Annotated in this window: 22 protein-coding genes and 1 pseudogene; 18 read left to right on the forward strand and 5 right to left on the reverse strand. The window is 61.1% G+C overall.

The genetic code is table 11. The features are described 5' to 3' along the window. Positions 1-7: 7 nt before the first annotated feature. From TZ53_RS18540 to TZ53_RS18570, 7 genes are all read left to right on the forward strand, one after another. A complete protein-coding gene (locus tag TZ53_RS18540) occupies positions 8-463 on the forward strand; it encodes a nuclear transport factor 2 family protein (protein ID WP_044662285.1) in 456 nt (151 codons plus the stop codon). 60 nt (positions 464-523) lie between these two features. Continuing rightward, a complete protein-coding gene (locus tag TZ53_RS18545) occupies positions 524-1,606 on the forward strand; it encodes a TIGR03857 family LLM class F420-dependent oxidoreductase (RefSeq protein ID WP_044662286.1) in 1,083 nt (360 codons plus the stop codon). A 2-nt stretch (positions 1,607-1,608) separates the two neighbouring features. Continuing rightward, the gene (locus TZ53_RS18550; RefSeq protein WP_044662287.1) at positions 1,609-2,739 is read left to right on the forward strand and encodes a phosphotransferase family protein; all 1,131 of its coding nucleotides are present in this window, start codon (positions 1,609-1,611) and stop codon (positions 2,737-2,739) included. 124 nt (positions 2,740-2,863) lie between these two features. Next, on the forward strand, positions 2,864-4,051 hold the full coding sequence (locus tag TZ53_RS18555) for a sulfotransferase family protein (protein WP_044662288.1): 1,188 nt from the start codon (positions 2,864-2,866) through the stop codon (positions 4,049-4,051). Positions 4,052-4,075: 24 nt separating this feature from the next. Beyond that, a complete protein-coding gene (locus TZ53_RS18560; RefSeq protein ID WP_044662289.1) occupies positions 4,076-4,852 on the forward strand; it encodes an SDR family NAD(P)-dependent oxidoreductase in 777 nt (258 codons plus the stop codon). Then, positions 4,849-6,117, forward strand: a complete 1,269-nt coding sequence (locus TZ53_RS18565) for a hypothetical protein (protein WP_044662290.1) — start codon at positions 4,849-4,851, stop codon at positions 6,115-6,117. Before TZ53_RS18560 ends, TZ53_RS18565 begins: the two co-directional genes overlap by 4 nt. Beyond that, positions 6,114-6,647: a VOC family protein gene (locus TZ53_RS18570; protein WP_044662291.1), complete on the forward strand. Its 534-nt coding sequence runs from the start codon at positions 6,114-6,116 to the stop codon at positions 6,645-6,647. Before TZ53_RS18565 ends, TZ53_RS18570 begins: the two co-directional genes overlap by 4 nt. 15 nt (positions 6,648-6,662) lie before the next feature. Here the strand turns inward: TZ53_RS18570 and TZ53_RS18575 are convergent, their stop codons facing one another. Both TZ53_RS18575 and TZ53_RS18580 read right to left on the reverse strand, forming a co-directional pair. Next, on the reverse strand, positions 6,663-7,292 hold the full coding sequence (locus tag TZ53_RS18575; protein WP_044662292.1) for a TetR family transcriptional regulator: 630 nt from the start codon (positions 7,290-7,292) through the stop codon (positions 6,663-6,665). Between the two features lie 70 nt (positions 7,293-7,362). Further along, a complete protein-coding gene (locus TZ53_RS18580; protein WP_044662293.1) occupies positions 7,363-7,635 on the reverse strand; it encodes a PRC-barrel domain-containing protein in 273 nt (90 codons plus the stop codon). 145 nt (positions 7,636-7,780) lie between these two features. Here TZ53_RS18580 and TZ53_RS18585 point away from each other — a divergent pair, with 145 nt between their 5' ends. The 4 genes and pseudogenes from TZ53_RS18585 to TZ53_RS18595 all read left to right on the forward strand — a co-directional run bounded on the left by TZ53_RS18585 (position 7,781) and on the right by TZ53_RS18595 (position 10,474). Beyond that, on the forward strand, positions 7,781-9,109 hold the full coding sequence (locus TZ53_RS18585; protein ID WP_044663148.1) for a spinster family MFS transporter: 1,329 nt from the start codon (positions 7,781-7,783) through the stop codon (positions 9,107-9,109). A gap of 115 nt (positions 9,110-9,224) precedes the next feature. Continuing rightward, a pseudogene (locus TZ53_RS27855) lies at positions 9,225-9,704 on the forward strand (NAD(P)-binding domain-containing protein); the annotation flags it as partial. A 27-nt stretch (positions 9,705-9,731) separates the two neighbouring features. Beyond that, positions 9,732-10,085, forward strand: coding sequence for an NAD-binding protein (locus tag TZ53_RS27860; protein ID WP_306812574.1), 354 nt, complete (start codon positions 9,732-9,734; stop codon positions 10,083-10,085). Then, positions 10,082-10,474: a carboxymuconolactone decarboxylase family protein gene (locus tag TZ53_RS18595; protein ID WP_009823703.1), complete on the forward strand. Its 393-nt coding sequence runs from the start codon at positions 10,082-10,084 to the stop codon at positions 10,472-10,474. Before TZ53_RS27860 ends, TZ53_RS18595 begins: the two co-directional genes overlap by 4 nt. 53 nt (positions 10,475-10,527) lie before the next feature. On the opposite strand, the gene TZ53_RS18600 is transcribed toward TZ53_RS18595, so the two are convergent. Then, positions 10,528-11,814 (reverse strand): MFS transporter, encoded by a 1,287-nt coding sequence (locus TZ53_RS18600; RefSeq protein ID WP_044663149.1) that lies wholly within the window; start codon positions 11,812-11,814, stop codon positions 10,528-10,530. Between the two features lie 234 nt (positions 11,815-12,048). On the opposite strand from TZ53_RS18600, the gene TZ53_RS18605 reads away from it, so the two are divergent. From TZ53_RS18605 to TZ53_RS18615, 3 genes are all read left to right on the forward strand, one after another. Then, on the forward strand, positions 12,049-12,927 hold the full coding sequence (locus tag TZ53_RS18605) for an AraC family transcriptional regulator (RefSeq protein WP_044662295.1): 879 nt from the start codon (positions 12,049-12,051) through the stop codon (positions 12,925-12,927). Between the two features lie 147 nt (positions 12,928-13,074). Beyond that, complete coding sequence (locus TZ53_RS18610; protein WP_044662296.1) at positions 13,075-15,471, forward strand: TonB-dependent receptor; 2,397 nt, start codon at positions 13,075-13,077, stop codon at positions 15,469-15,471. 73 nt (positions 15,472-15,544) lie between these two features. Beyond that, positions 15,545-16,348: an SDR family NAD(P)-dependent oxidoreductase gene (locus TZ53_RS18615; protein ID WP_082718591.1), complete on the forward strand. Its 804-nt coding sequence runs from the start codon at positions 15,545-15,547 to the stop codon at positions 16,346-16,348. Between the two features lie 36 nt (positions 16,349-16,384). On the opposite strand, the gene TZ53_RS18620 is transcribed toward TZ53_RS18615, so the two are convergent. Then, entirely contained in the window at positions 16,385-16,750 is a 366-nt protein-coding gene (locus TZ53_RS18620; RefSeq protein ID WP_044662297.1) for a nuclear transport factor 2 family protein, read from the reverse strand. Positions 16,751-16,866: 116 nt separating this feature from the next. Here TZ53_RS18620 and TZ53_RS18625 point away from each other — a divergent pair, with 116 nt between their 5' ends. Then, positions 16,867-18,090: a cytochrome P450 gene (locus TZ53_RS18625; RefSeq protein WP_044662298.1), complete on the forward strand. Its 1,224-nt coding sequence runs from the start codon at positions 16,867-16,869 to the stop codon at positions 18,088-18,090. A gap of 99 nt (positions 18,091-18,189) precedes the next feature. Here TZ53_RS18625 and TZ53_RS25750 read toward each other — a convergent pair whose 3' ends face one another. Further along, complete coding sequence (locus TZ53_RS25750) at positions 18,190-19,014, reverse strand: helix-turn-helix domain-containing protein (protein ID WP_238320076.1); 825 nt, start codon at positions 19,012-19,014, stop codon at positions 18,190-18,192. Positions 19,015-19,406: 392 nt separating this feature from the next. On the opposite strand from TZ53_RS25750, the gene TZ53_RS18635 reads away from it, so the two are divergent. The 3 genes from TZ53_RS18635 to TZ53_RS26260 all read left to right on the forward strand — a co-directional run bounded on the left by TZ53_RS18635 (position 19,407) and on the right by TZ53_RS26260 (position 23,604). Then, positions 19,407-21,869 (forward strand): TonB-dependent receptor, encoded by a 2,463-nt coding sequence (locus tag TZ53_RS18635; protein ID WP_158298495.1) that lies wholly within the window; start codon positions 19,407-19,409, stop codon positions 21,867-21,869. A gap of 128 nt (positions 21,870-21,997) precedes the next feature. Continuing rightward, positions 21,998-22,840, forward strand: a complete 843-nt coding sequence (locus TZ53_RS18640; RefSeq protein WP_044662299.1) for an NAD(P)-dependent oxidoreductase — start codon at positions 21,998-22,000, stop codon at positions 22,838-22,840. 125 nt (positions 22,841-22,965) lie between these two features. Further along, positions 22,966-23,604: a TetR/AcrR family transcriptional regulator gene (locus TZ53_RS26260; protein WP_076605698.1), complete on the forward strand. Its 639-nt coding sequence runs from the start codon at positions 22,966-22,968 to the stop codon at positions 23,602-23,604. The last annotated feature ends 182 nt before the right edge of the window (positions 23,605-23,786 follow it).

Raw genomic sequence — 23,786 nt, forward strand, 5'->3', positions numbered from 1 at the left:
GGATTAAATGAGCGACGATCTGGCCAGGCTGCTCGACTATGAGGCGATCCGCAACGTGAAGGCGCGCTATTGCCGCTTTCTCGACACGAAGGACTGGGACGGCTTTCTCTCCCTGTTCACGCCCGATGCGGTGCTGGATGTCGAGGAGGATACCGGCAACCCGCCGATGAGCGGACATGCCGCCATATTGGAGCAGGTGCGCTCTGCGGTCATCGATGCGCGGTCGGCGCATCAGATCCACTCGTCGGAGATCGACCTGCGCGGCGATGAGGCGGACATGATCACGGCGATGCAGGACCGGGTGGTCTGGGCGCCGGGCAAATGCCCTATCCCCGGCGGCCAGTCGATCACCGGTTTCGGCCATTATACCGAACGCTATGTGCGTCGGGACGGACAGTGGAAAATCGCGGCGCTCAAGCTCACCCGCCTCTATGTCGAGGTGCATCCCGGACCTGCCGTTTGACAGGTTGCCAATGCTCCTCCCAACGGCAATGCAGTGGCATATATTTGAGAGGACAAGGGAATGACGGAAGCGGTGGAACCGGGCGCACGGGCACTTTTCGATAAGTTCGGCACCTATATCCTGCCCGGCCGCGTGAACGATCCGCGTCGCGGCATCGACGAAGCGAAGGAAGCGGAGCGCATCGGCCTTGGTTGCGTGTGGATTTCCGAACGCTATGCGCTCAAGGAGCCGGCGGTGCTGGCGGGCGCGGTGGCCGAGGCCACGTCGAAGATTCGCATCACCGGCACCATGTATGCGACGATGCGCCATCCGCTCGTCACCGCCAGCGTTGCCGACATGATGCAGGCGATGAGCGGGGATCGGTTCCGCCTGATGTTCGCGCGGGCCGTGCCGGCCTATATGAAAATGCTCGGTTCGCCGCCGATCACCATGGAACGGCTGGCCGATCTGATCTCGATCTGTCGGCGTCTCTGGGCGGGCGAGAAGATCAATTATGAGGGCGTGCTGGGCAAATTCCCCGCCATCAGCCTCACCGATCGTCATGGCGGCACGCCGCCGCCGATCATCTTTACCGCGATCGGTCCCAAGAGCCTGGAATTTGCCGGCGAACATTGCGACGGCGTGCTGCTGCATCCCTTCGTGTCGGCGCAGGGGGTGAAGAACAGCGCGAAGATTGTCCGCGACGCGGCCGAAAAGGCCGGCCGTGATCCCATGTCCGTGCGCATCTATCACAATATCATCGTCGCCCCGGACCTGCCCAAGGAGGAGGAGGAGGCCGTCGTCGGCGGCCGCGCCATCACTTATTTCGAACTGCCCGGCTTTGGCGACCTGATCGTCGACATCAATGGATGGGACAAGAAGGTGCTGGAGGATATCCGCGCCCATCCCAAAATCGCCGGCCTCAACGGCAAGCCGGCGGATCAGGCCTATACACGGCAGGAACTGGTCGATGTGAGCCGCCTCATTCCGCAGCAATGGCTGGATGAAGGCGCCGCGGTGGGGACCGCAGCCCAGTGCGCCGACCAGTTAATGGCCTATCTGGACGCCGGCGCCGATGAAATTCTGCTCCATGGTTCGTCGCCCAAGGATATGGGGCCGCTCACCATCGAACTGAAGCGCGCCCTGGCAGCGAAGGGGCTGTAATCATGGAATTGCTGACCCCCGATCGAATCACCGTCCAGCTGCAGGACTGGCTGGCGGGCGAAAAGCCCGAATGGCGCGACATCCGCGTTCGCCCGCTCGATGTGACGCTGGGCGCTGGCTTTTCGGCCGACATCTTCTTCGTCGACGTCGACTATGTCGATCCAGCTGGTCCCCAGAGCCAGACGCTCGTGGTCCGCCGTCAGCCGATGGATCTGGAAGTGGTGTTCGGCAGCAGCCTGGCGCTGCAGGGCAAGATGATGGCGGCGCTCGATGCGCGCGGCGACCTGCCCGTGCCGCCCTGGATCGGCATGCATCTCGATCCGGATATTCTCGGCCTGCCTTTCCTCGTGATGGGTAAGGTCGATGGGGAATGCGCCAAGCAGAAGCCCAACTATAATCTGGAGGGCTGGCTGGTCGAGATGAGCCCCGCGCAGCGACGGCAAAGCTTCACGAACGCCATCAACGCCTTTGCCAGCCTGGCGAAGATCGACTGGCGCGATGGCTTTGAATTTCTCGCCCAGCCTGAAAATGGGCAGCCAGGGCTTGATCAATATGTCGGTGCCCTCGAAGCGTGGCACAAGGCGGCCGGCCGGGGCCGCGCCATGCCCATCGTGGATGCAGCCATGGCCTATGTGCGCGCCAACATGCCGGCCGATGCGGGGGTGAATGTGCTGTGGGGCGATCCCACACCATCGAACGTGATGTTTTCCGCCGATGGTCAGGTCAACGCGCTGATCGACTGGGAACTCGCGGCGCTGGGACCTGCCGAGCTTGACCTCGCCTGGTGGCTCTATTTCGACGATCTGTTCGGCCGTCGCTTCGGCATCACCCGGCTGGAAGGCCTGCCGACCAAGGACGAGACGATCGCCATCTGGGAAGCGGCAAGCGGCCAGAAGGCCGGGCATCTCGATTATTATGACATCGTTGCGGCGCTCCGTATGGCGCTGGTCGCCGTGGGCGCCTTCGACCGGCAGGTCGGCATCGGCAATATCCCCGGGACCAACAAATCGCTCAACGACAATTTCATGACCCTGTATCTGGCTGAAAAGCTGGGGCTGCCTATCCCCGAACTCGGACCGGATTTCGTAGCCTTCATGAAGAATCTGACGCCGGTGGAAGACAAGACGGCCTAAAACCGGGCCGCTGCGTGTAAAAGCGAATTGCCCGCTTGACCGATGCCTCAATCAATAAATATACAGTGTGGAATAATAAAATGGAGAGGTGAGTCATGCGGCAGCGGCCGGTCGAAGGGCATTCATGAAAAGCGCTGTCGCAGAGCGCGCGCCGCTTTCCGCCGATGCACTGATCGCGGAAGCGCGCGCCGTGACCGGACTGTCGGACTTCGGGCCGGATATGTCCTTCATGACCGGCTTTCGCCGTCTGGTCGATGCAGTCGAGGCGATGGACCCGCCCGCCCAGTTGCGCGAGACCGCGCATCACAAAATCGTCGGCCTGCTCGCGACCCGGCTGCGCTTCGCCGAAGACGAACGGCTGCATCCGGACATCGTCGCGCAGGATGTGGGCGACCCGCTGATCGTCTGCGGCCTGCCGCGCACCGGAACAACGATTACCTACGATCTGCTTTGCCTCGATCCGGCGGCCCGGGCGCCGCGCGAATGGGAATGGTATATCCCCTGGCCGGCCCCGGAAATATCCAGTTTCGACAGCGATCCGCGCATCGCGCAGGTGCAGGCCGTCTATGAAAACTGGTTGAAACATGCGCCGCAACTGGCTGACATCCAGCGGATGGACTGCACCCAGCCGGGCGAGTGCAATCATGGCATGATGCTGCATTTCGCCAGCACAAATTTCCCGGCCGAACTGGGGGTTCCTGCCTTCGCCCGATGGCTGCAGGACATTGTGCCGGAAGGGCAATATCGCACCCACAAGCGGATGCTCCAGCATTTCCAGTGGAAAGGCCCCAGGGGCCGCTGGACGCTGAAATCGCCGCAGCATCTCATGGACCTGCCGGGTCTGGTGGAGGCCTATCCGGGCGCGATGCTGGTGTGGACGCATCGCGATCCGGTGCTGACCCTCTCGTCGCTATCGAGCATGATCGCCGGCTTCCTGGCGGCTGTGGGCGGCGCCAATGATCTTCAGGCGATCGGCCGGTCGGTGGTCGACACCTGGTGCGCGGCGATGGCGCGGGCGACGCAAGCGCGCGCAAGCGATTCCGCGATCGAGGGCCGCATTATCGACCTCGCCCATCGGGATATCGTCGCCGATCCGATGGCGACAATCGGACGCATCTACGACCGCTTCGGCCTGCCCTTCACCGAGACGCATCGCGCGCGCATCGCCGCTTTTCTGGCCGATAACCCCGCCGCCAGCCGCCTCGGCAAGCACAGGCACAGCCCCGGCCAGTTCGGCATCGATCCGGACGAGGTGCACGAGCGGCTCGCCGGCTATTATACGCGCTACGGCCATCTGTTCGACCGCGCCTGACCCCGATCTTCTGGAGTATCCAGCATGAGTGTTCTCGACCGTTTCCGCCTCGATGGGCGCACCGCCATCCTGACCGGGGTAGGGCCGGGCGTGGGCGAACATATCGCCAAGGCCTATGCTGAATTGGGCGCCAATGTGGTCCTCTCCGCCCGCTCGCAGGATCGGCTCGACCGTATCGCGGCAGAGATTAACGCGGCCGACGGCGGCCGGGCGATCGCCATCGCCGCCGACGCGGGCGAGAAGGCCGATCTTGAACGGCTGGTGGCGGGCGCGCGCGCCGCCTTCGGTCCCATCCATATCGTGTTCAACAATGCGGCGGCGGGCGTGGTCTATGCCGCAGACGGCGGGCTCTGGGCGAACACGGACGACGTCTGGAAGACGGCGATGGACGTCAACGTCATGGCGACCTGGCGTCTGACCGAACTGACAGAGGCCGATATGAAGGCGCATGGCAAGGGCAGCATCATTTCGGTCCAGAGCTGCGGCGGCTTCACGCCGATTCCGCCCGCCGTCGCCTATGGCGTGTCGAAGGCGGCGCTGCTTTTCCTGGTGCGCGAGCTGGCCAAGACGCAGGCGCCACACACCAGGATCAACTGCCTGTGCGTCGGATCGATGAGCCCGGACGGGCAGGAGGCCGCCATCCACAAGGGGCTGGGTCTTGCCGAGCGCAACGCGATCAAGCGCTTCGGTGCAGCGGACGAAGCGGTCGGCGCGGCGGTATTGCTGGCGGGAGACGGCTCCAGCTATACGACCGGCAGCACCATCTTCACCGAAGGCGGCCGGGTGGGGACGATTTCATGACCGTCAACCCTCTCTGGACCGACGATCAGGCAGCGGCGGAAAAGCTGGCGCTGCGCCTCCTCGAACGGGCCGACATCCGTGCCGCACGCGAAGAAGCGCGCCTCATGCTGCTCGCCGACTCGCTCGCGGGCACGCTCGATGGACGGCTGGGGCTGGATCGGGCGCTGGATCAGTGGGTGCTGGGACTGGCCATGCGCGAAGCCAATGGCGATCCCGCCGATCCCAGGGTCGTCTGGAATATCAGCAACGCCCCGCGGCGCTGGTTCGGCCACATCTATCCGGGCGCGGCGGTGGCGATAGACAATCCCGACAATTTCAACCGCGAAATTCCGATCGATGGCGATGGGCACTATGCTGTCGACATCCGCTTTTCCGCCGATCCACCGCAGTTCAGCATCGTTGCCGAGGTGGAGCCGGCGCATCATGCGGGACTTGGCCGCAATCTGGGAGCGCTGACGCTTCAGCAACTTCTGCCGTTCTGCGATGCCGACGGGCAGGTGACTGTGACGGTCGGCCCGCAGGAGGGCGGCGCGACCCATTTACGGACCGAGCCGGGCGCGCGGATTCAGGTCTATATCCGCGACAGTCAGCGCGACTGGCGGCAGGTGCCGGCACAGGTCAGCGTCCGTCGCGTCGATCCGCCATCCGGCCACCGCCCGCGCGACGAGGAGGAGATCGCCCGGACCGTCGTCGCCGACCTGCCAGCCTGGGTCGCCTTCTGGTCGGGGTTCAAGAATGATTTTCTCGGTCATCCCGAACCCAACCGGCTCATCGGACCCAATGGCCGCGACGGGGGCTGGGGCTATCTGGCTGGCGGGCGTTTCGCCCTTGGAGAAGGGCAGGGGTTGCTGGTGACGATCGATCCGGCGGGCAGCTATTATACCGGCATCCAGATTGCCGATCCGTGGACCATCTCCCCCGATCCGATGCTGCGCCTGGTCAGCCTCAACAGCGCTCAGGTCACGCCAGCGGCCGATGGCATGATCAGCTATGTGGTGGCGGGCGTCGATCCGGGCATCGCCAACTGGATCGATACGGCAGGCCTCGAAGAAGGCTGGGTGCTGCTGCGCTGGCAGGGCGTACCCGACGGCGCCGATCCTGCCTGCTTCATCCGCGACGTGCGCGTCGTCGATCTGGCGGCCATCGACCGCGAGGTGGACGCGAGGGTTCCCCGCGTCGATCTAGCCGCGCGGGGGCAGCAGTTGCGCGACCGCGCGCGTCAGCATGACCTGCGGACCCACGCCGCGACCTGGGGAGATGCATGATGCAGCCCAAGGGCTCTATACTGGAATTGTGTCAGGTGGTCCGCGACATGGAGCGCGCCTTGGATCACTGGACACGGGTCATGGGCGCGGGGCCGTTTTTCGTCTTCGACGTGCCCGTGCTGCCGGGCCAGATCTATCGCGGCGCGCCGACGCAGGTGGCGCTGAAGGTCGCGTTCGGCTTTTCCGGCGGACTGCTGATCGAACTGCTCCAGCAGACCAATGACGGGCCTTCGGTCTTCACCGAAATGCTCGACCGTCATGGCGAGGGCTATCATCATGTCATGCTGCGCATCCCCTATGATGACGGCGTGGAGCGGCTGTCCAGCGAAGGCTATGCCATGGCCTTCAGCGGCCAGATGCCGTCGGGCGAACGTTTCGCGCTGTTCGATACCCGCGCAGGCAATGGCGGCTATGTCGAACTCATGGAGATTTCGCCCGCGATGGAGGCGTCGCTCCACCGGATGCACGCCGCCCATTGCACATGGGACGGGATCGACCGCCCCATCCGGTCCATCGCCGAGCTCGGCTGAATCCGAGGCTGGAGCTCAGGCCGCTTCCGCGATGGCACGGATCGCGGTCAGCAGCATGTCGGTCGCGCGGGTGAGGGCGGCTTCCACGACATTGCGCTGCATCGCCAGCCGGTCGTCATTGTCGTCCAGGCTTTCCGCCACGACGACATTGCCCAGCACGATGACCGAGAAGATCACGAGCACCTCTTCGCTTTGTCGGCGCGACAGCCCGGCCTCTTCCAACGCGGTGAAGATGGCGCGCCGGATCGCCAAGGCATTGGGCAACTCCAGCCGATTGGCGCTGCGCGACAGGATAAAGGCGGCGGACCCGGGAAAATCCCTGTAGGCCATATGGACCGCGCGGGCGATGCTGCGCAGGCGGCTTTCCCAGTCGGGCGCCGACAAATCGGGCATCCGGCCGCGCAATATCTCGTCGGTCAGCAGGGCGAGCATCGCCTCTTTGTCGCGGACATGGTGGTAGAGCAGGCGTGGCGACACGCCCAGACGCTGTGCGACCGGGCGGATATTGAGCGCGTCGATCCCGCCCGACCGGGCCATGTCCAGCAACGTTGCGACCAGCCTCGCGCGGTCAAGCGCAGGCCCTTCGCATTGCGGCGGTCGGCCGCGCCGCGAAATCCGTGCAAGCGGTTGCTGGTCTGCCCTCATGCGTCTGCTTTAAGCGCAGGAACGGCACTGGTCCATGCCCCACGGTGCCGCAAGACCGTGGAGCAAGAGATTACAGCTTCTTCAGTTCGGCATTCGACAGGCTGGTCGTCACGCCCTTCTCACCCGCGCTCAGCGTGGCGGCGGGGATGGCGATGAACTTGCCGCGATAGATAACGCGAATGGCAGATACGGCGCCGTCGGCAGCCGTCAGCACGCGATCGACCTTGCCGATCTTGGTGCCGTCTGCGGAGTAGATCGTCTCGTTGCGATCCACCGCAGGCGCCTGGGCAAAAGCAGGTGCGGTCAGGCCCAGAGCGGCGAGCGCGATGATGATCGTCTTCATATGCTGAGATTCCTTTGTCGAAGATGACGATCTGTTGGCGCAGTCCCAAGATGGTTTCAAGGGAAAATCGATACACATCGAAAAGAATCTGTTCTATCTGTCCCATATGGAAAATGAAAGCTGCCGGATGGTGGGGGGAGAGGCAATGAAGGGCGCAGGCGGGTTTCGGCTCCACGACAAATGGTTCCTGCTGCTGCTGGGCGCGATCTACATGTTCAATTTCATCGATCGCACGATCATCGCCGTAGTTGGCGAGGCGATTCGTCACGACCTGCGCCTGAGCGATCTCCAACTCGGTATGCTCGGTGGGCTCGCCTTCTCGATCTTCTATGCCGTGCTGGGTATCCCGCTGGCGCGACTCGCCGAACGCTACAGCCGGGTGCGGATCATTGCCATGGTGACGATGCTCTGGTCGCTGATGACGGCGTTGTCCGGTGCGGCGGCAAGCTATGTCCAGCTCCTGCTCTGCCGCATGGGCGTCGGCGTCGGCGAAGCCGGCTTCACACCGGCGCTCGTTTCGATGATTTCCGATCGGTTCGATGCCGGGCGCCGGGCGGTGGTCTTTTCGCTGATTGCGATGGGGGTGCCCCTGGGCGGCGCCATCGCTGCGATTGCGGGCGGCGCGGTGGCGCAGGCATTTGGTTGGCGGCTTGCGCTCGTGGCGGTTGGCGCGCCCGGCCTGTTGCTGGCGCTGCTACTGCTTGCGACCATTCCCGAACCTGAACGGAAGGATGCCGGGCAGAGTGCGGATACGCCCCCCTTCGCCATGGTGCTTCGGCGGCTCGCCCGTTCGCCTTCCTTCCTGCACCTGACCTTTGGCAGCGGCTTCGTCGGGCTGGTGGGGTTCGGCACCAACCTGTTCCTCATTCCCTTGTTGGTTCGCCGCTTCGATCTCCCGCTGGCGCAGGCGGGTCTGGTGTTCGCGCTGTCGTTCAGTCTCGCGACGATGGTGGGACAAGTCAGCGGCGGTTATCTGATCGGCCGGCTGATCCGGCGGGATATACGCTGGGGCGGCTGGGCGCCCGCGATCGCGGTGGGGCTGGCTCTGCCATTCTATCTGCTGGCGATCCATCAATCCGACTGGTGGTGGCTGGTCGCCTTTCTCTTCGTCGCGACGACCTTGCTCTATGCGTTCACGCCCGCGATCATGACCATCACGCAGTCACTGGTTGAACCCCGTATGCGGGCGTCCGCCGCCGCGCTTCACTCCTTCGGCCAGACCGTCGCCGGGCTGGGGTTGGGATCGGTTGTGCTGGGCTATCTCAGCGATCGCCTCGCTGTCTTTCTCTATAAGGGCAATTATGCCGCAGACTGCCTCGTCTCGGGCAAGGCATCGCTGCCAGCCGCTTGTCTCTCGGCATCGGCAAGCGGCCTGCAACTGAGTATGCAATTGTCGGCATCTGTGCTCCTGATCGCGGTTATCCATTATAGCCTGGCTGCGAAAAATCTGCCGCTGGAGGCAAATGCATCGTGAAGGACGGGAAAGCTGTCGACGTTCGGCCACGAAGCGCCGGATGGGATGACGCCGCGGCCCCGGCCATGCCATCCTTGCGGCCTGGCTATGACAGGACCGCGAGCAAGCGGCAGAAAGGAAGATGAGGATGGGAAGAGCAGGGGTTATCGGCCTGGGGCAGATCGGCGCGGGCGTCGCCATATGCCTCGCGCGGACACAGCAATTGGCTGCGGTCTATGACATTCGCGCCGATGCTGCTGACGCGCTGGAGGGCGTGCCGCCCGTCGTCGCTAGCCCGGCGGAGCTGGCCGCGCAGTCCGACGTCGTCATCATCGCCGTCGTCAACGCAAAACAGACGATCGATGTGCTGTCAGGCCCCGACGGCGTGCTTGCGCGCGCGCGGCCGGGCATGATCGTGGTGCTGGTCGCGACCGTCTCGATCGAGGATCTGGACGCCATTCGCGTCCTGACCGACGCGGCGGGCGTGGAACTGGTCGATTGCGGCGTGACGGGTGGCCCCAAATCCCGCGAGCATGGCCTCGTTTGCCTCGTCGGCGGTACGGATGAAACAATCGCAAAGGTGCGTCCGGTTCTGGACGGCTTTGCCAAGCTGGTGGCGCATATGGGTGGCCCAGGCGCGGGCATGGCCGCGAAGATCGCCCGCAACGTCATCGTCTTCGGCTGCCTGCGCGCCGGCTATGAAGCGTCGGTATTGTGCCGCAATGCCGGGGTGGATGTCCGCCAGCTTGCGCATGTGATCGACGCCAGTTCGGACAGCGTGGGCGGCCCGTTGATGCTGGCGGTGCGCGACGATCCGTCGTCCAGCGAGCAGGAAGCGGCGGTGCGCGAATATACCCGCAGCCTGATGGTCAAGGATCTGGACGCCGCCATCGATCTGGCGCGCAGCTACGGCATCGCGCTGCCCTTGGTCGAATTGACGCGCCGAACCGATCAGACGGTCGTGGGCTTGGAAAATGTAATGGGAGAAAAGGCATGAGCATCGACGAAGCGCAGTGGCAGAAGGGGCTGGAAGTCTTCGACAAGGTCTACGGACCGGGATCGTCGGAAATGACCCTCCCGTATCGGGAATCATCCTTCAACCAAGAAATCGTCGGTAATCAGTTCGCCAATCTGTGGGCGAGCGACATCTTCTCGATGCGGGAGAAGCGCCTGCTGGTGCTGGGCGCCACGGCTATGCTGGGCCGCGCAGATCTGGTCGAAATCCAGATGAACGGCGCCCTCATCAATGAGGAATTCACTGATGAGGAGCTGGATTTCCTGCCGCTGTTCGTGCTGTTCTATGCCGGGGCGGGCAATACGACTACCGTGTTTCGGGGGATCGAAGCAGCCAAGGCCCGACGCAAGGAACGCAACGCCGCGAAATGACAGGGTGCGCATAATGAAGGGCGGTCTGGTCGAAAGACCGGGCCGCCCTTTTCTTATGCTTCGCCGCTACCCCGACGCCGGATCGCGCGCGAGGCCAGCAGCAGCAATATGCCCCCAGCGAATGTGAACAGCATTGCAGTGCCGATCCCCCAAGCGACACCGGCCGTGCCTCCGACAAAGTCGCTGACCGCACCGATCAGATAAGTGCCCGCGCCTACGCCGATCAGGTTCGCGCCCAGCTGCACCAGCGATACCGCAAGGCCCCGCAGGCGCGGTCCGGCGATTGTCACGATGACGGCGTAAATTGGGCCATTATAGGACGCACTGAGGAAGCCGCAAGCCATCAGCAGCGCCAGCATCAGATCGACGTCGTGGAACAGGACCGTACCGACCCCGGTCACAGCCGTCAGCAAGGGTATCACCGCGCCGAACAGGGATGTCCTTGCCGGATCAAAGCCACCCCGCCGCCGATTGACGAGGTCGATCACCCAGCCCGCGAGGAATCCGCCCAGCGAACCGAGGCCGCCATAGGCGATGGCGATGAGGATGCCCGCCTTCGCAATGGGCATGCCGTGGACCCGGATCAGGAAAGTGGTGAGCCATGTGCTCATGCCGTAAATGCCCGCCGCGATCAGGACGATGGCGAAGATGCAATACAGCAGTCCGGGCTGCGCGGCGAGCAGGCGGATGCGTTGCCCCAGTCTCAGCGTTTCTTCCTGCTGCGGGGCCGGCCCGTCATGTGCGCCGCGCACGGGTTCCCTTACCGTGAGCAGCAGCAGCGGCGCCAGCACCAGTCCCGGCACGCCGGCGGCCACGAACGCCCAGCGCCATCCGGCGCTCTGCACGATCGCGCCGCCTACGATGAACGCGATGGCGAGGCCGATTCCCGAACTCAGATACCAGATACCGATGGCGGTCGCGCGCCGGTCTTCGCCGAAATAATCGCTCAGCAGCGACATGCCGGTCGGTGATCCGCCCGCTTCGGCGGTCCCTACGGCGGCGCGGCCTATGAGCAATGTCCAGAACCCTGTCGCCAGGCTACACAGGGCGGTCGCACCGCTCCACAGCGTCAACGCGGCCGCCATCAGGTTGCGTCGGTTCCAGCTATCTACGGCTATGCCGAAGGGGAGGGCTGCAAGGGCAAAGAATATGCCATAGGCAAATCCGGCCAATATTCCCAATTGCCCATCCGAGAGTGCAAATTCATGCCCGACCGGCGCCAGCACCAGCCCGATGATGGCGCGATCAATGCCATGGCAGGTCTGCGCCAGCGTCAATATACCTAGCACATACCAGGGATAATGGCCGATGGCCGCTGGTTTGTCCGACAGCGCTCTCATGACGTCCCCGGCTGCAAGAGCGGTGCGATGGACATTGAGCGCCTCCTGTTTTTGAATATCGAACCGGGTGCATGGCGAAACCTGTCGCCCCTGTTCCCATGCCGCGCCTCGATCGAGCACAGGCAGGGATGTGCCCGCGCATGGAGCCTTGACCACCTATCCGAAGATAGAAGTAAAAGCGCATTGGTGCGCCTATTCGGGGCATCGAGAGAATAGAACCTGGCAGAGGTAGAGATGTTTCGTCCGGAGAGCGATTGGACCGGTCAGGGTAGAGCTGGCGTCCAGAATTTCTACATCGAAGCGGCGGCGAGAGTTCGCGACGCGCATGTGGATGTGCGGCATTTCGATTGGGTCCAGCCTAGCAGCGGCGTCTTTAGTCCAGAGAAACATTATCTGGATTATTCGCTCGACGGTCAGCCGCGGCGCAGCATGGTCAGCATGGGCCGCCCGGACCGGCGCGCCGCGTCGGGGGACATCCTCTACATGCCGCCGCACCGCCAATATTTCGGCGAGCCGGCGCTTCAGGAGCGGCATCTCGTCTGCGTGGCGCTTGGGGAAGAATTTCTGGAGGAATTGTTCGACGGGGAGCAGCCGCTGAACAAGGTAGAGCCGTGCGCAGACATTCAAAATATCTCCATGCGCCGACTCTTTGCGGGACTGGCTGCGGAATTGCGGACGCCCGGATTTGCCAGCCAGACGCTCGTCGAATCGATGCTCATGGGGCTTGCGGTCGAACTGGCCCGGCACATGGGTTCGCGCGAACGGGGCAGCCAGCATTCGCGTAGCCCACGCCAGGTCCAAAACATTATCGACTATGTGTTGGAAAATCTCTCCGCGCCTCTTGGCGTCGCCGATATCGCGCGCGACTGCAACATGAGCGTGCGTCATGTCGCCCGCGTTTTCAAGGAAGGGACCGGCGTCAGCCTGGGTGAATTTGTCGCGCGCAGCCGGATCGCCCTGGCAAAGGAACTGCTGCGCAGCGATGGCGCCCGCATCAAGGAAATCAGCTGGCGATGCGGCTTCAACAGCACGTCGGCCTTTTCCGCCGCTTTCCGATCCGCGACGGGTCAAACGCCCAAGGCTTTCCGGTCAACATCAGCGCAGGTCCACTGATCGGGCAAGCAGGAAAATGTCGATGAGCGGCCAAATTCTATCGCCGCACAGTCAACCGTGGACCGGCCACTATGGAGCAGATCGGCTCCAAGCTAGACGGGCTCATATGTGCAAATCGAGGCAAGATACAATGATGGGGAGGAAGATATGAGCAAGAAGGCCGTCACTCAGGGTGCGATCGGCATGGGTGCGCTCGTCGCCGCCATGGCGCAGCCCGCTTATGCGCAGCAGCCGCAATCGGGTGCGAGCGAAGGTATTCAGGATATCGTCGTCACTGCGCGCCGCACTGAAGAAAGTCTTCAGACGACACCGATCGCTGTCACGGCGCTCACCCCCGAAGCTTTGACGACGGCCAAGGTGGAAAATGTCGTCGATCTTCAGCGCACCGCGCCGGGCTTGGTCATCGGCCGCGGTTCCGCGGGCGGCGACGGCATCGTCTTCGTCGCCATCCGCGGTCAGGGCAATCTCCAGCCCATTCTCGCCAACGATCCGGCGGTCGCCACTTATATTGACGGGATCTACATCCCACGGCCCTCGACGGGCATGACCGACATTCAGGACGTGCAGCGGCTGGAGGTTCTGCGCGGGCCGCAGGGTACGCTCTTCGGCCGCAATACGACCGGCGGCGCGATCAACATCGTCACCAACGATCCAAACGACCAGCTCAGCGGCACCTTCAAGGCGGAGTTTGGCAATTACAGTACGCTAGGTGCGCAGGCCAATATCAATGTGCCGCTCGCAGAGGGGCTCGCGATCCGCCTGAGCGGCGCGATCAACGAGCGGGACGGCTATGGCGACAATCTCGCCACCCACCGCGACTTTTCCGACAACAACAGCAAATTCTTACGCGGCAAGCTTAAATATGAAGGCAATGGCTGGGACCTGACGCTTTCGGGCGACTGGAACCGCCAGTCCAACCATGGTCAGCAGATCGCGCTCTGGGCCTTCAATCCGGCGATCGTCCCCGCCGCCTTTCAGCCGGGCCTCACGGCCGGTCTGCTGACCAAGGATCATTGGTGGGGCAACACCGCGACCGGGACATCGACCCCGGCCACGATCGGTGCGCTGACTCCGGAAGCGCAGGCTCTCTACGGTGTGAAGCCATTCAATACGCTGGAAGTATATGGGTTTTCCGGTACGCTCAACGTCGAACTGGGCGGGCTGAACTTCAAGTCGATCACGGGCTATCGCCATTCGATGAACTATGGCCAGAATGATACGGACGGTACGGCCGTCCCGTTGCTGGCGACCTTTGCAGGGTCTGGATCCTATTATATTTCTCAGGAATTCCAGCTTTCCGGGAATATCACCGACAGCCTCAGCTTCATCACGGGCGCTTATGCCGGCAAGGAAAGCGGCTATGAATTCAGTCGCTCGCAGATTTTTGGCGGACTCATCCGCGATTCCAACGCCGACGTCACCAACAAGACCTTCGGTTTGTTCGCGCAGGCCTACTATGAACTGACCCCAAAGCTGCGTGCGGTCGGCGGCTTCCGTTATACTTGGGACACCCGCAACAGCGTGCTGCACAATGCACAGGTATATGGTCTGCCCTATAACGTCGCCGTGGCGGGCACGCCGACCGGCATCAACTGCACCGTCACGCCAACGAGCCCCGTGACAGCCACCACCTGCAATCAGGAGCAGAATGCCAAGTTCAACTATCCGGCCTGGAACCTGGGTCTTGACTGGCAGGCGAGCGACAATCTCTTCCTTTATGCCGCGACCCGCGGCGCGGCCAAGGCTGGCGGCTGGAACCTGCGTGCAGGCGGCCTGCCTGCCTTCTCTCCTGAAAAGGTGAAGGATGTGGAGGCCGGTCTGAAGGTCGATCTCTTCGACCGACGCTTGCGCTTCAACTCGGCGGTCTTCCATACCTGGAAGGATGACAATCAGGCGATCGTCAACAGCTTCGTGACCGGTATCGGTGTTACCCAATATATCCAGAACAACGGCAAGGTCCGTATCTGGGGCATAGAAAATGAAATCACCGCCGTGCCCTGGGAAGGCATGACGCTCAGCGTCAACGGCTCGCTGCAGGATGGCAAATATGCGAAGGGCAGCTTCAGCGAAATCCAGGTGGTGGCCGGCAGCGGCTGCACCAACAGCGCCGGGGTCGCCAACGGCTGCGTCGTCGATCTGAGCGGCTTGCCGCTGCTGCAATTGCCCAAGAAGCAGCTTAACGTCAGCGCCACGCAGAAGATTCCTGTCGGCGGCGGCACGCTCGCCGTCACTGGCGCCTATTCCTATGTCGGGGGTCAGCATTTCGATGCGGTCCGGGCGGCGGATCAGGCGTCGGCGGCGACAAAGGCGGCCTACGAGACGGAAAACCGCCTCGGCTTCGTACCTGGCTATGGCATTTTCAACGGGCGTATCGCGTTCCAGCTTGAAAATCCCAATGTCGAAGTGGCGGTCTATGGCCGTAACATCACGAACAAGAAATATCTGCTGCGCCGCTTCCCCGATCTCTATCGGACATTGGGAATCACAGCCGCCTATGTTGGCCAGCCGGCTACCTATGGCGTTGAAACAACGTTTAAATTTTGATCGATAAGCGGCTGGCGGGACAATCTGCAATCCATGCAGCTCTCTCTCGCCAGCCATCACCGGGGACGGGCGCATGATGACGAGGTTGGTAGACAGGGTAGGGATCGTCACGGGCGGCGGCGGCGGTATCGGTACCGCGGTCGCCCGACGTCTGGTCGCGGAGGGCGCGCGCGTCGTGATCGCCGACCTGTTCGAAGCTGCCGCCGTTCGCGCGGCGGAACCGCTGGGCGACAAGGCACTGCCGGTACAGTTCGATGCTGCCGATCCGCAATCGGTAAAGGCGATGGTCGATCGCACCGTAGACCATTTCGGCAGGCTGGACATATTGCACAACAACGCGGCAATGACCGATCCGGACAAAAGCCCGCAGGATACCACAGCCGTCGATATCCCGATCGGCATCTGGCGCGAAATTCTCGACGTCAATCTCACCGGCTATCTGCTCGGATGCAAATATGCCATCCCGCATATGGTCGCGGGCGGCGGCGGTTCGATCATCAACACTGCCTCCAATTCGGGCAGTGCGGGAGATCTGGCGCGGATCGCCTATGGTTCGTCGAAGGCAGCGATCATCGGACTCACCAAATATGTGGCGACCCAGCATGGGCGGCAGAATATCCGCTGCAACAGCATCGCGCCGGGTGTCGTGCTGACCGAAGCCCTCGAAAAGACCGTGCCGGGGCTCAAGGAAATCATCCAGCGGCATATACTGACGCCGGAATTCGGAACGCCGGATGATATCGCGGCGTTGGTCGCCTTCCTGGCTTCTGACGAAGCGCGCTACATCACGGGCGAAAATATCTCGATTTCGGGCGGCGGCCTCGTCCACCAACCCCATTATGCCGACCTGCTGGCCTTCATGCAGGCGAAGGACTGAGCCGTGTCCAGCGCCTGCACGTCGGAACATGGAAGGTTAATGGGCGGTTCGATGAAAATAGCGGATCGTCAGCCGGCCGTCGGCGACCTTGTAGGTTTCGAGGCTTGGCAGCGTCACGATGCCCTCCTTGGTTTGCAGGCGGTTGGCGACATAGGCGGCGCCCTCGGATCCGTTGACGATCACTTCCAGCGGTTCTGTCGTGCATTTTCCGCCATACTCCGCCCACATGTCGGCCATCGCGGCGTCGCCGTCCACGGGGGGCGATCCGACATATTCGATCGTAAACCCCTCTGGCCCCAACGCCCGGAAAAGGCGATCGAGTTCGTCGCGCTTCCCTTCATTCCACAGCCGGTAATTGTCCCGGATCGCCTGTTCCAGATCCAGCACGTCTGCCTCACTCATGTGCATCGTCTCCTGTCATTGCGGATCGTCCGCATGCTCGTCAGTCTCAGACGGACGGCCACGATCGCACCTGTCTTTGGCAGGGGTGGAATTTATCTCTTTTTGCTTCGGAGACTATGATGACCCAAGTCGCACAACAATCCCTGCCGGATCACGTGCCGCCCGAACTGGCGATGGCGCTGCCGCTCTTTTCGCGGACGGTGATCTATGACAACCCGCAGGAAGTGCTGATCCCCGCGATGCATGCGGAGCTGCCGCCGATCACCTATGTCACCAACATCTTCCCGGGCGATCAACCTGGCTGGCTGCTCAAAAATGCCGAGGATGTACAGGCGATGCTGCGCGATGCCGACAATTTCACCAAGAATGGCATGGGCAAATGGGCGCAGAATATCGGCGAGAACTGGCTAGTCATTCCGACCGAGGCCGACCCGCCAATCCACACCGGCTATCGCAAGGCGCTGAACAGTCATTTCGCACCCCAGAAGATGTTCGCGATGAAGGAACAGGTGCGCGAGCGAGCGCAGGCCTTGATCGATGCCTTCAAGGATCGCGGCCAATGCGATTTCATCGATGAGTTTTCGGAAAAATTCCCGATCTTCATCGTCCTCGATCTGCTGGGCCTTCCGCAGGAAAGAATGACGCAATTCCTTAAATGGGAAAAGGAAATGCTCCATTCCAACGACTGGCAAGTGCGCGGTAACGCCGTACGCTGCGTGAAGGATTATCTGCTGGAAGAGATTGAGGCACGCCGCCAGCAGCCGCGCGACGACTATATCAGCAAGGTGCTGACCTTCGAGGTCGATGGCCGTTTGTGGAATGATGACGAGGTGTTCGGCCATTGCTTCAATCTGTACATTGGTGGCCTCGACACGGTTACGTCCCTGCTCGGCAACATCTTCAACTATCTGGCGTCGCACCCGGACAAACAGAACGAGCTGCGCGCTGATCCATCGCTGATCGTCCTGGCAGTCGAAGAATTCCTGCGCGCCTTCGCGCCGGTTACGGCCTTCCGTATCGCAACCAAGGTCATCGAGATTCATGGGCAGAAAATAATGCCCGGCGATTATGTGGCGTTTAGTTCCCCCGTGGTGGGACGCGACCCGGCTTTCTATGAAGATCCCCAGGCGATCCGCTTCGATCGCAAGGCGCCGCACATGTCGCTGGGCAGTGGCATCCACAAATGCCTGGGGATGCACCTGGCACGGCTGGAACTGCAGATCGCGGTCGAGGAATTCGTCAAGGCCATACCGGAATTCCGGATCAAGGACGGTTTCCGGGTGCCATATTATGTAGGCAATATCCTGCATGTGCCGGACCTCCACCTGCAATGGGGCTGAATATTCCCAACGCTCTCACGCTCACCGATATGGGGAGTGAGTGCCTGAAACGGGAATCTGGAGCGGGGTCGATAGCGTCGGCCCCTGCTCTGGTGCTGTCTAGCTGTATAATATATCCTTCCGGAATGCCCGCGGGCTGAGGCCTGTCGCCTTCCGGAAGGCGGCACTGAAGGCTGCAACGCTTTGGAAGCCGCAATTGCCCGCGATGACCTTGATGAGAGCGCCATCCTGCGCCAATTCCCGTTTGGCCCGCGCAATCCGCGCATCGGCAATGTAGCTGCCGAGCGTCTTTCCGACCGTGTTCTTGAAGATCCGCGCCAGATGCCGTGAGCTGACACCGCATTCTGTCGCAAGGTCGACGATCGACAATGGTCCCGCCAGTTCCGCCTCGATCCGTTCCTGAAGACGGCGCAGGTGCCAGTCCGCCATGCGTTGATCGGTTTCAACATCGGATTTGTGTGGAATTTGAAGGTGTCGACAGAGGTCGATGACCAGTGACAACGCAATGGTCTCGACCATGATGGCGGGAGCGAAGCCGGGATGGCGCACCTCGTGTGCAAGCCGAGACATACCGTTCAGTATCCACGGTGCCTTCACATCGAAACAGGGGGGCAATGAGGAAGGTAGCGTGTCATTCTCGAAGAGTTGATCTGCTGCGTGGCTTTCAAACGTCAAACAGAAAATGCGATATTCGCTGGGTTCGCAGCGCGCCGCAAATTGGCTCCCCTTGGGCAGATAGGACACTTCGCCAAAGGGCGGCGCATGACGACGCCCGTCGGGGAACAGGCGTGAGCCGCGCGCGCGGGCCAAGCGAATAGTCGAGATAGTGACTGTTCGGCTCGAATATTGCGTCACAACTGCGATCCCAGGCAAAATGTCGGATGTCGGCCCGAATGCCGTTGGCAATGATGCTGTCCTCGACATGGAAATAGGCGGTTGTTAGCGGTTGGCATGGGAGAATGGTGCCAGTCGGCTGAATCTTGGATCGTTCGCTCGCCATCGCCATTGTCCGCTCCCCCTTTTCAAAGCCTACTGTCGACCCTTTTTATAAGCGATGTTATGGGGCCTCATCCAAAACAGGTCGATGCTCATCATATTGCGCAAACCGGACATCCCATCGCGAAACCGTCATCATGTTCATGACCCGACGGTCGAAAAATTCCAAAGCATCGCGAAGCGGACATTGGTTTGATCGCAGACAGGACATGGCGCGGAAGCCGGTTTTCCGGGCTCCTTGCCAATGCTAGCGGTCGATGGGGATGGGTAGAGATAGAAAAACGTCCTGCCCGTATGCAATGGCTCTGGGAGGGGATAATATGGCTTCAGAGAAATGGTTTCGGACAAGCGCCTTGGCGAGCTTGTCGGTTTTTGTCACGGCCGCTGCGCCGGCGGTGGCGGCGGATCAGACCGGTTCTGTGGGAATAGAGGACATCGTGGTCACCGCCCGGCGGACCGAGGAAAATATCCAGACGACGCCGGTCGCCGTCACCGCTCTTTCGACTGAAATGATTAAACAGGCGCAGGTCGGCGATGTGGCTGGTCTGCAGCGCACCGCGCCCAGCCTGTCGATCGCGACCGGCGCCCCGGGCGGTTCGGGTTTCGTCTATATCTCCATTCGCGGCATGCCGGCATTGAACCCGGGCGTCGCCAACGACCCTTCGGTCGCGACCTATGTTGACGGGGTCTATATTCCGCGTCCTTCGCAGGGTTCGGCCGATCTCATCGACCTCCAGCGGGTCGAGGTCCTGCGCGGCCCCCAGGGCACGTTGTTCGGTCGCAACACCACCGGCGGCGCGCTCAACATCGTCACGGTCAATCCTACGGGCGATTTCGAAGGACAGTTCCGCATTCAAGGCGGCAACTATGATTATCGCAATATCGACGCGGTGCTCAACGTACCATTGGTGGGCGATGAATTGGCGGCGCGCTTCGTCTATGATTTCGTGGATCACGACGGCTACGCCCGCAATGTGACCTCGAACAGCGAATTGAAGGACCGTAACAGCCATTATGCCCGTGCTAAATTGCGTTGGGCGCCCGCCGGCAGCAGCTGGTCCGCGACGCTCAGCGGCGACTACAATATCATCAAGGATCATGGTCAGTTCGTCGGCCTCGCTGGGGTCAATCCGGGCGCCAGCGCGGCAATCGGCGCGATCAACGCCGCAACCCCTCTTGCGGCATATCTGCACAACAACGCCCATTGGTATAATGCCTATGGCGTTCCATTCAGCACCAATCCGCCGGTCGGGTCCAATTATGGGTTTCTGACCGCAGGCAGCCGGAGTGCCTATAACAGGCTGGAAGCTTATGGCGGCAATCTCACGATAGATGGCGAAATCGGTTCTGTTACGGTGAAATCCATCTCTGCCTATCGCTACAGCAACGCAATAGGTCTGAACGAACTCGATGGTACGCCTGCTCAGATTCTGGCGGCCGAAAGTGCCTACAAGTCCGATCAATATTCCCAGGAACTTCAGTTGTCCGGAGAGCTTGGCGATCGGTTCAGTTATATTCTCGGCGGCTATTATTCGACAGAAAGCGGCCGTGAATCGTCGGTGGCGCAGACGTTCGGCTCCTTTACCCCCGCAGCCCCGGCACCCAATTTCGGTTTCAGCCTGAATTACGGCACAGTGAAGAATATCTCGGTCGGCCTGTTCGGCCAGGGCTATTACCGTCTGACCGACACGATCCGTCTTACAGGAGGCGTCCGTTGGACATGGGATAAGCGAGAGGTTGTTCTGCTGAACAGAACGAATCTGGCCGCTAATAGCTGCGCGCCTGAACTGCTCTCAAATCCGGATTTCATTGCGCCTTGCAGCCTACCGCGTTCGGTCAAATATGATTATCCCGCCTGGACGGCAGGCATCGATGTGGAGATCACCGACGGCCTGTTTGCTTATGTGAAAACGAGCGCCGCATCGAAGGCCGGCGGCTTCAACATGCGTAATGGTTCGGCCGCGACGCCGCCGTTCAAGCCGGAGAAGGTCAGGGACGTTGAACTCGGCGTCAAGTTCAGTACATCGGATAACCGTTTGCGTATCAATGCCGCGGCTTTCCATTCCTGGCAGTCTGAGGTGCAGCGCAATGCTTCCGACTGCATCACTCCACCGGGTGCGCTCGCTTGTACAACCACGCAATTCCTCCGCAACTCGGGTGACGCGCGTGTCTATGGCGGCGAACTCGAAATAAGCGCTGTTCCTTGGGGAGGAATGCTGGTCTCCGGCAATCTTGCCTTGCTCGACGGCAAATATGTCGCCGGTACCTTCGTTGAGCAGCAGCAGTTCGTTCCCGTCGCCGGCGCCAATGTGTCCGATTGCGCCGCTGGCACCGCTGTGGGTTCAGTCCGCTGTTCGGTCGTCCGCAGCGGCGAGGCTCTGCCGCAGATGCCCAAAAAGCAGTTCGGCATCTCGGTGACCCAGAAACTCGTCACTTCGGTCGGGGAACTCTCGATCCACGCGAACTACGCCTATATCGGTCGACAGAATTTCGGTCTGTTCACCGCCGATCCGCGTCGTCCGCAGGCTTATCGTGATGCGGTCGCCATCGCCAACCGGATCAACACCATTTCGGGATACGGGCTCTTTAATGGGCGTATCGCCCTGCAGATCGAAGATCCCAATCTTGAGTTGTCGGTATTCGGCCGCAACATCGGCGGCAAGAAATATGTGACCCGCGCATTCGCCGATCAGTTGCCGACACTGGGCACGGCGATCGACTATATTGGCGATCCCTTCACATGGGGCATCGGCGCCACCTTTCGTTTCGGGCCGAAAAGCTAGGCGTGACCTGTCGGCCTTGGCGCTCCCGCAATAGTTTGGCGGTCAGGCGGACCCCGTCGGGGATTTACGAAAGACGTTCGGAGTGATTAGCTCATTCGCGAACTTGGACGAAGCCTGAGGGATATTTCATGACAGATAGTATCAGGAAAATTGGGTTCATCGGCCTCGGCAGCATGGGCGGCGATCAGGCGCGGGAGTTGGCCAAATTGCCGCTCGACCTGACTGTTTACGATGTGTTTCCCGATGCGCTGGCGAAATTCGAGGGCCGCGCGAAGCTCGCCGCCTCCATAGCGGAGGTAGGCGAGGACGCCGACGCCGTCGGGATTTGTGTCCGGGACGACACGCAGGTGCTGGAATGTGTTGATGCGCTGCTGCCTGTAATGAAGCGGGGGGCGAGCCTGCTCATCCACAGCACGATCAAGCCCAAAACTGCACAGCAGATAGCCGAACGAGCTGCCACCGTGGGTGTCGATGTCATCGATGCGCCAGTTACGCGCACTGAAATGACCAAGAACGGCCCGTTCGTCTTTTGCATGACGGGTGGCGATGAAGCCGTCGCCGCGCGCGTCCAGATTGTACTGGACGCCTTTTCGACGAACACGATGCATATCGGCCCGCTCGGATCGGCGATGGCCCTCAAGATCTGCAACAATCTCGTATCTTGGTGTGGTATCATGCTAGGTGTCGAAGTCGCCAATGTGGCGGAGGCGTCCGGCGTGCCGATGGACAAGCTGCTGACCGTGATGAAGCGCAACGGCAATCTCACCCCGCCCATGGCGGGTTTCATCGATTTTCGCAATAATCCGGGAGACGCCGCCCGTCGCGCCTTTTTCGCCAGCCAGGCCGGCATCGGCGAAAAGGACCTTGCGCTGGCCGAAGAGCTGGCGGCTGGTGCCGATGCCCCGTCGCCAATCACCAGCCATACCAAGACACTGATCAAGAAAACGCTGCTCGCAATCTGTGAGAGCTAGATTGTCAAAAATTCGCAGAAAATAAGGTTTCGAGGACAAAGCTTTACGGGCGCGATTTTGTATTGATTATCCCACTACCCGCGACCTATCCTTTCTGATCCCAGGGCGAACTTGTAGTTGTGGTTATGCCGTCCAAGATTAAGGGGGTGCCTTCTCGAAGGGAAGAGCGTCAGTCCGATCGACGGCAGTTCATCATTGCCGTGGCTCGCCGATCCTTTCTGCAGGATGGCTATGCCCGGACTACCATGTCAGGAATAGCTGCAACGCTCGGTGGCTCAAAGAGCACCTTGTGGCGTTATTTTCCTTCGAAAGAAGAGCTGTTTACCGCCGTCCTGGACCAAGCAACCTCCGAGTATCACAAACGGCTTTGCTTGATACTTGATCCCTCTGAGGATGTCGCCACGGCGGTCGAACGCTTTTGCTTTAATTTCCTGAAAACGGTAACGTCGGCAGATGCCTTATCCTTATACCGATTGGTCGTAGGCGAGGGAGCCCGATTTCCGGAGATTGGTCAAATTTATCATGCCCGAGTACAGTCAGTTACCAACAAGATACTCGCCCATTATTTCGCCAAAGCCATGAGCTGTGGTTCATTACGCGAAGGCAACCCGCTAAGATTAGCCCAGGCATTGAGAGGTCTTTGCATATCAAAAGTCGAGGATTTCTTGCTGTCTGGGGCAACCGAAATCTATCGCGCTGAAGTTATTGATTCCGATGTGAATGAGGTACGGGATATTTTCCTCCGTGCCTTTGCTCGTAACTAATCGGCCTTCATCACCCTCATGCTCAATTACTTCACTCCTGTATAAGGTCCATTTGTTGGCCATGCTGTACTTACTGAATGGAGAAGAGTGAAGCATAATGAAAAAAAGCATTAAAGCCAGTCACGTGGTGATAGGGGTATCCATTGGGGTACCGTCGGCAAGGAGATGAATAATATGTAATA

The organism is Sphingobium sp. YBL2, from assembly GCF_000943805.1.
In the GTDB taxonomy this organism is placed as follows: Bacteria; Pseudomonadota; Alphaproteobacteria; order Sphingomonadales; family Sphingomonadaceae; genus Sphingobium; species Sphingobium fuliginis.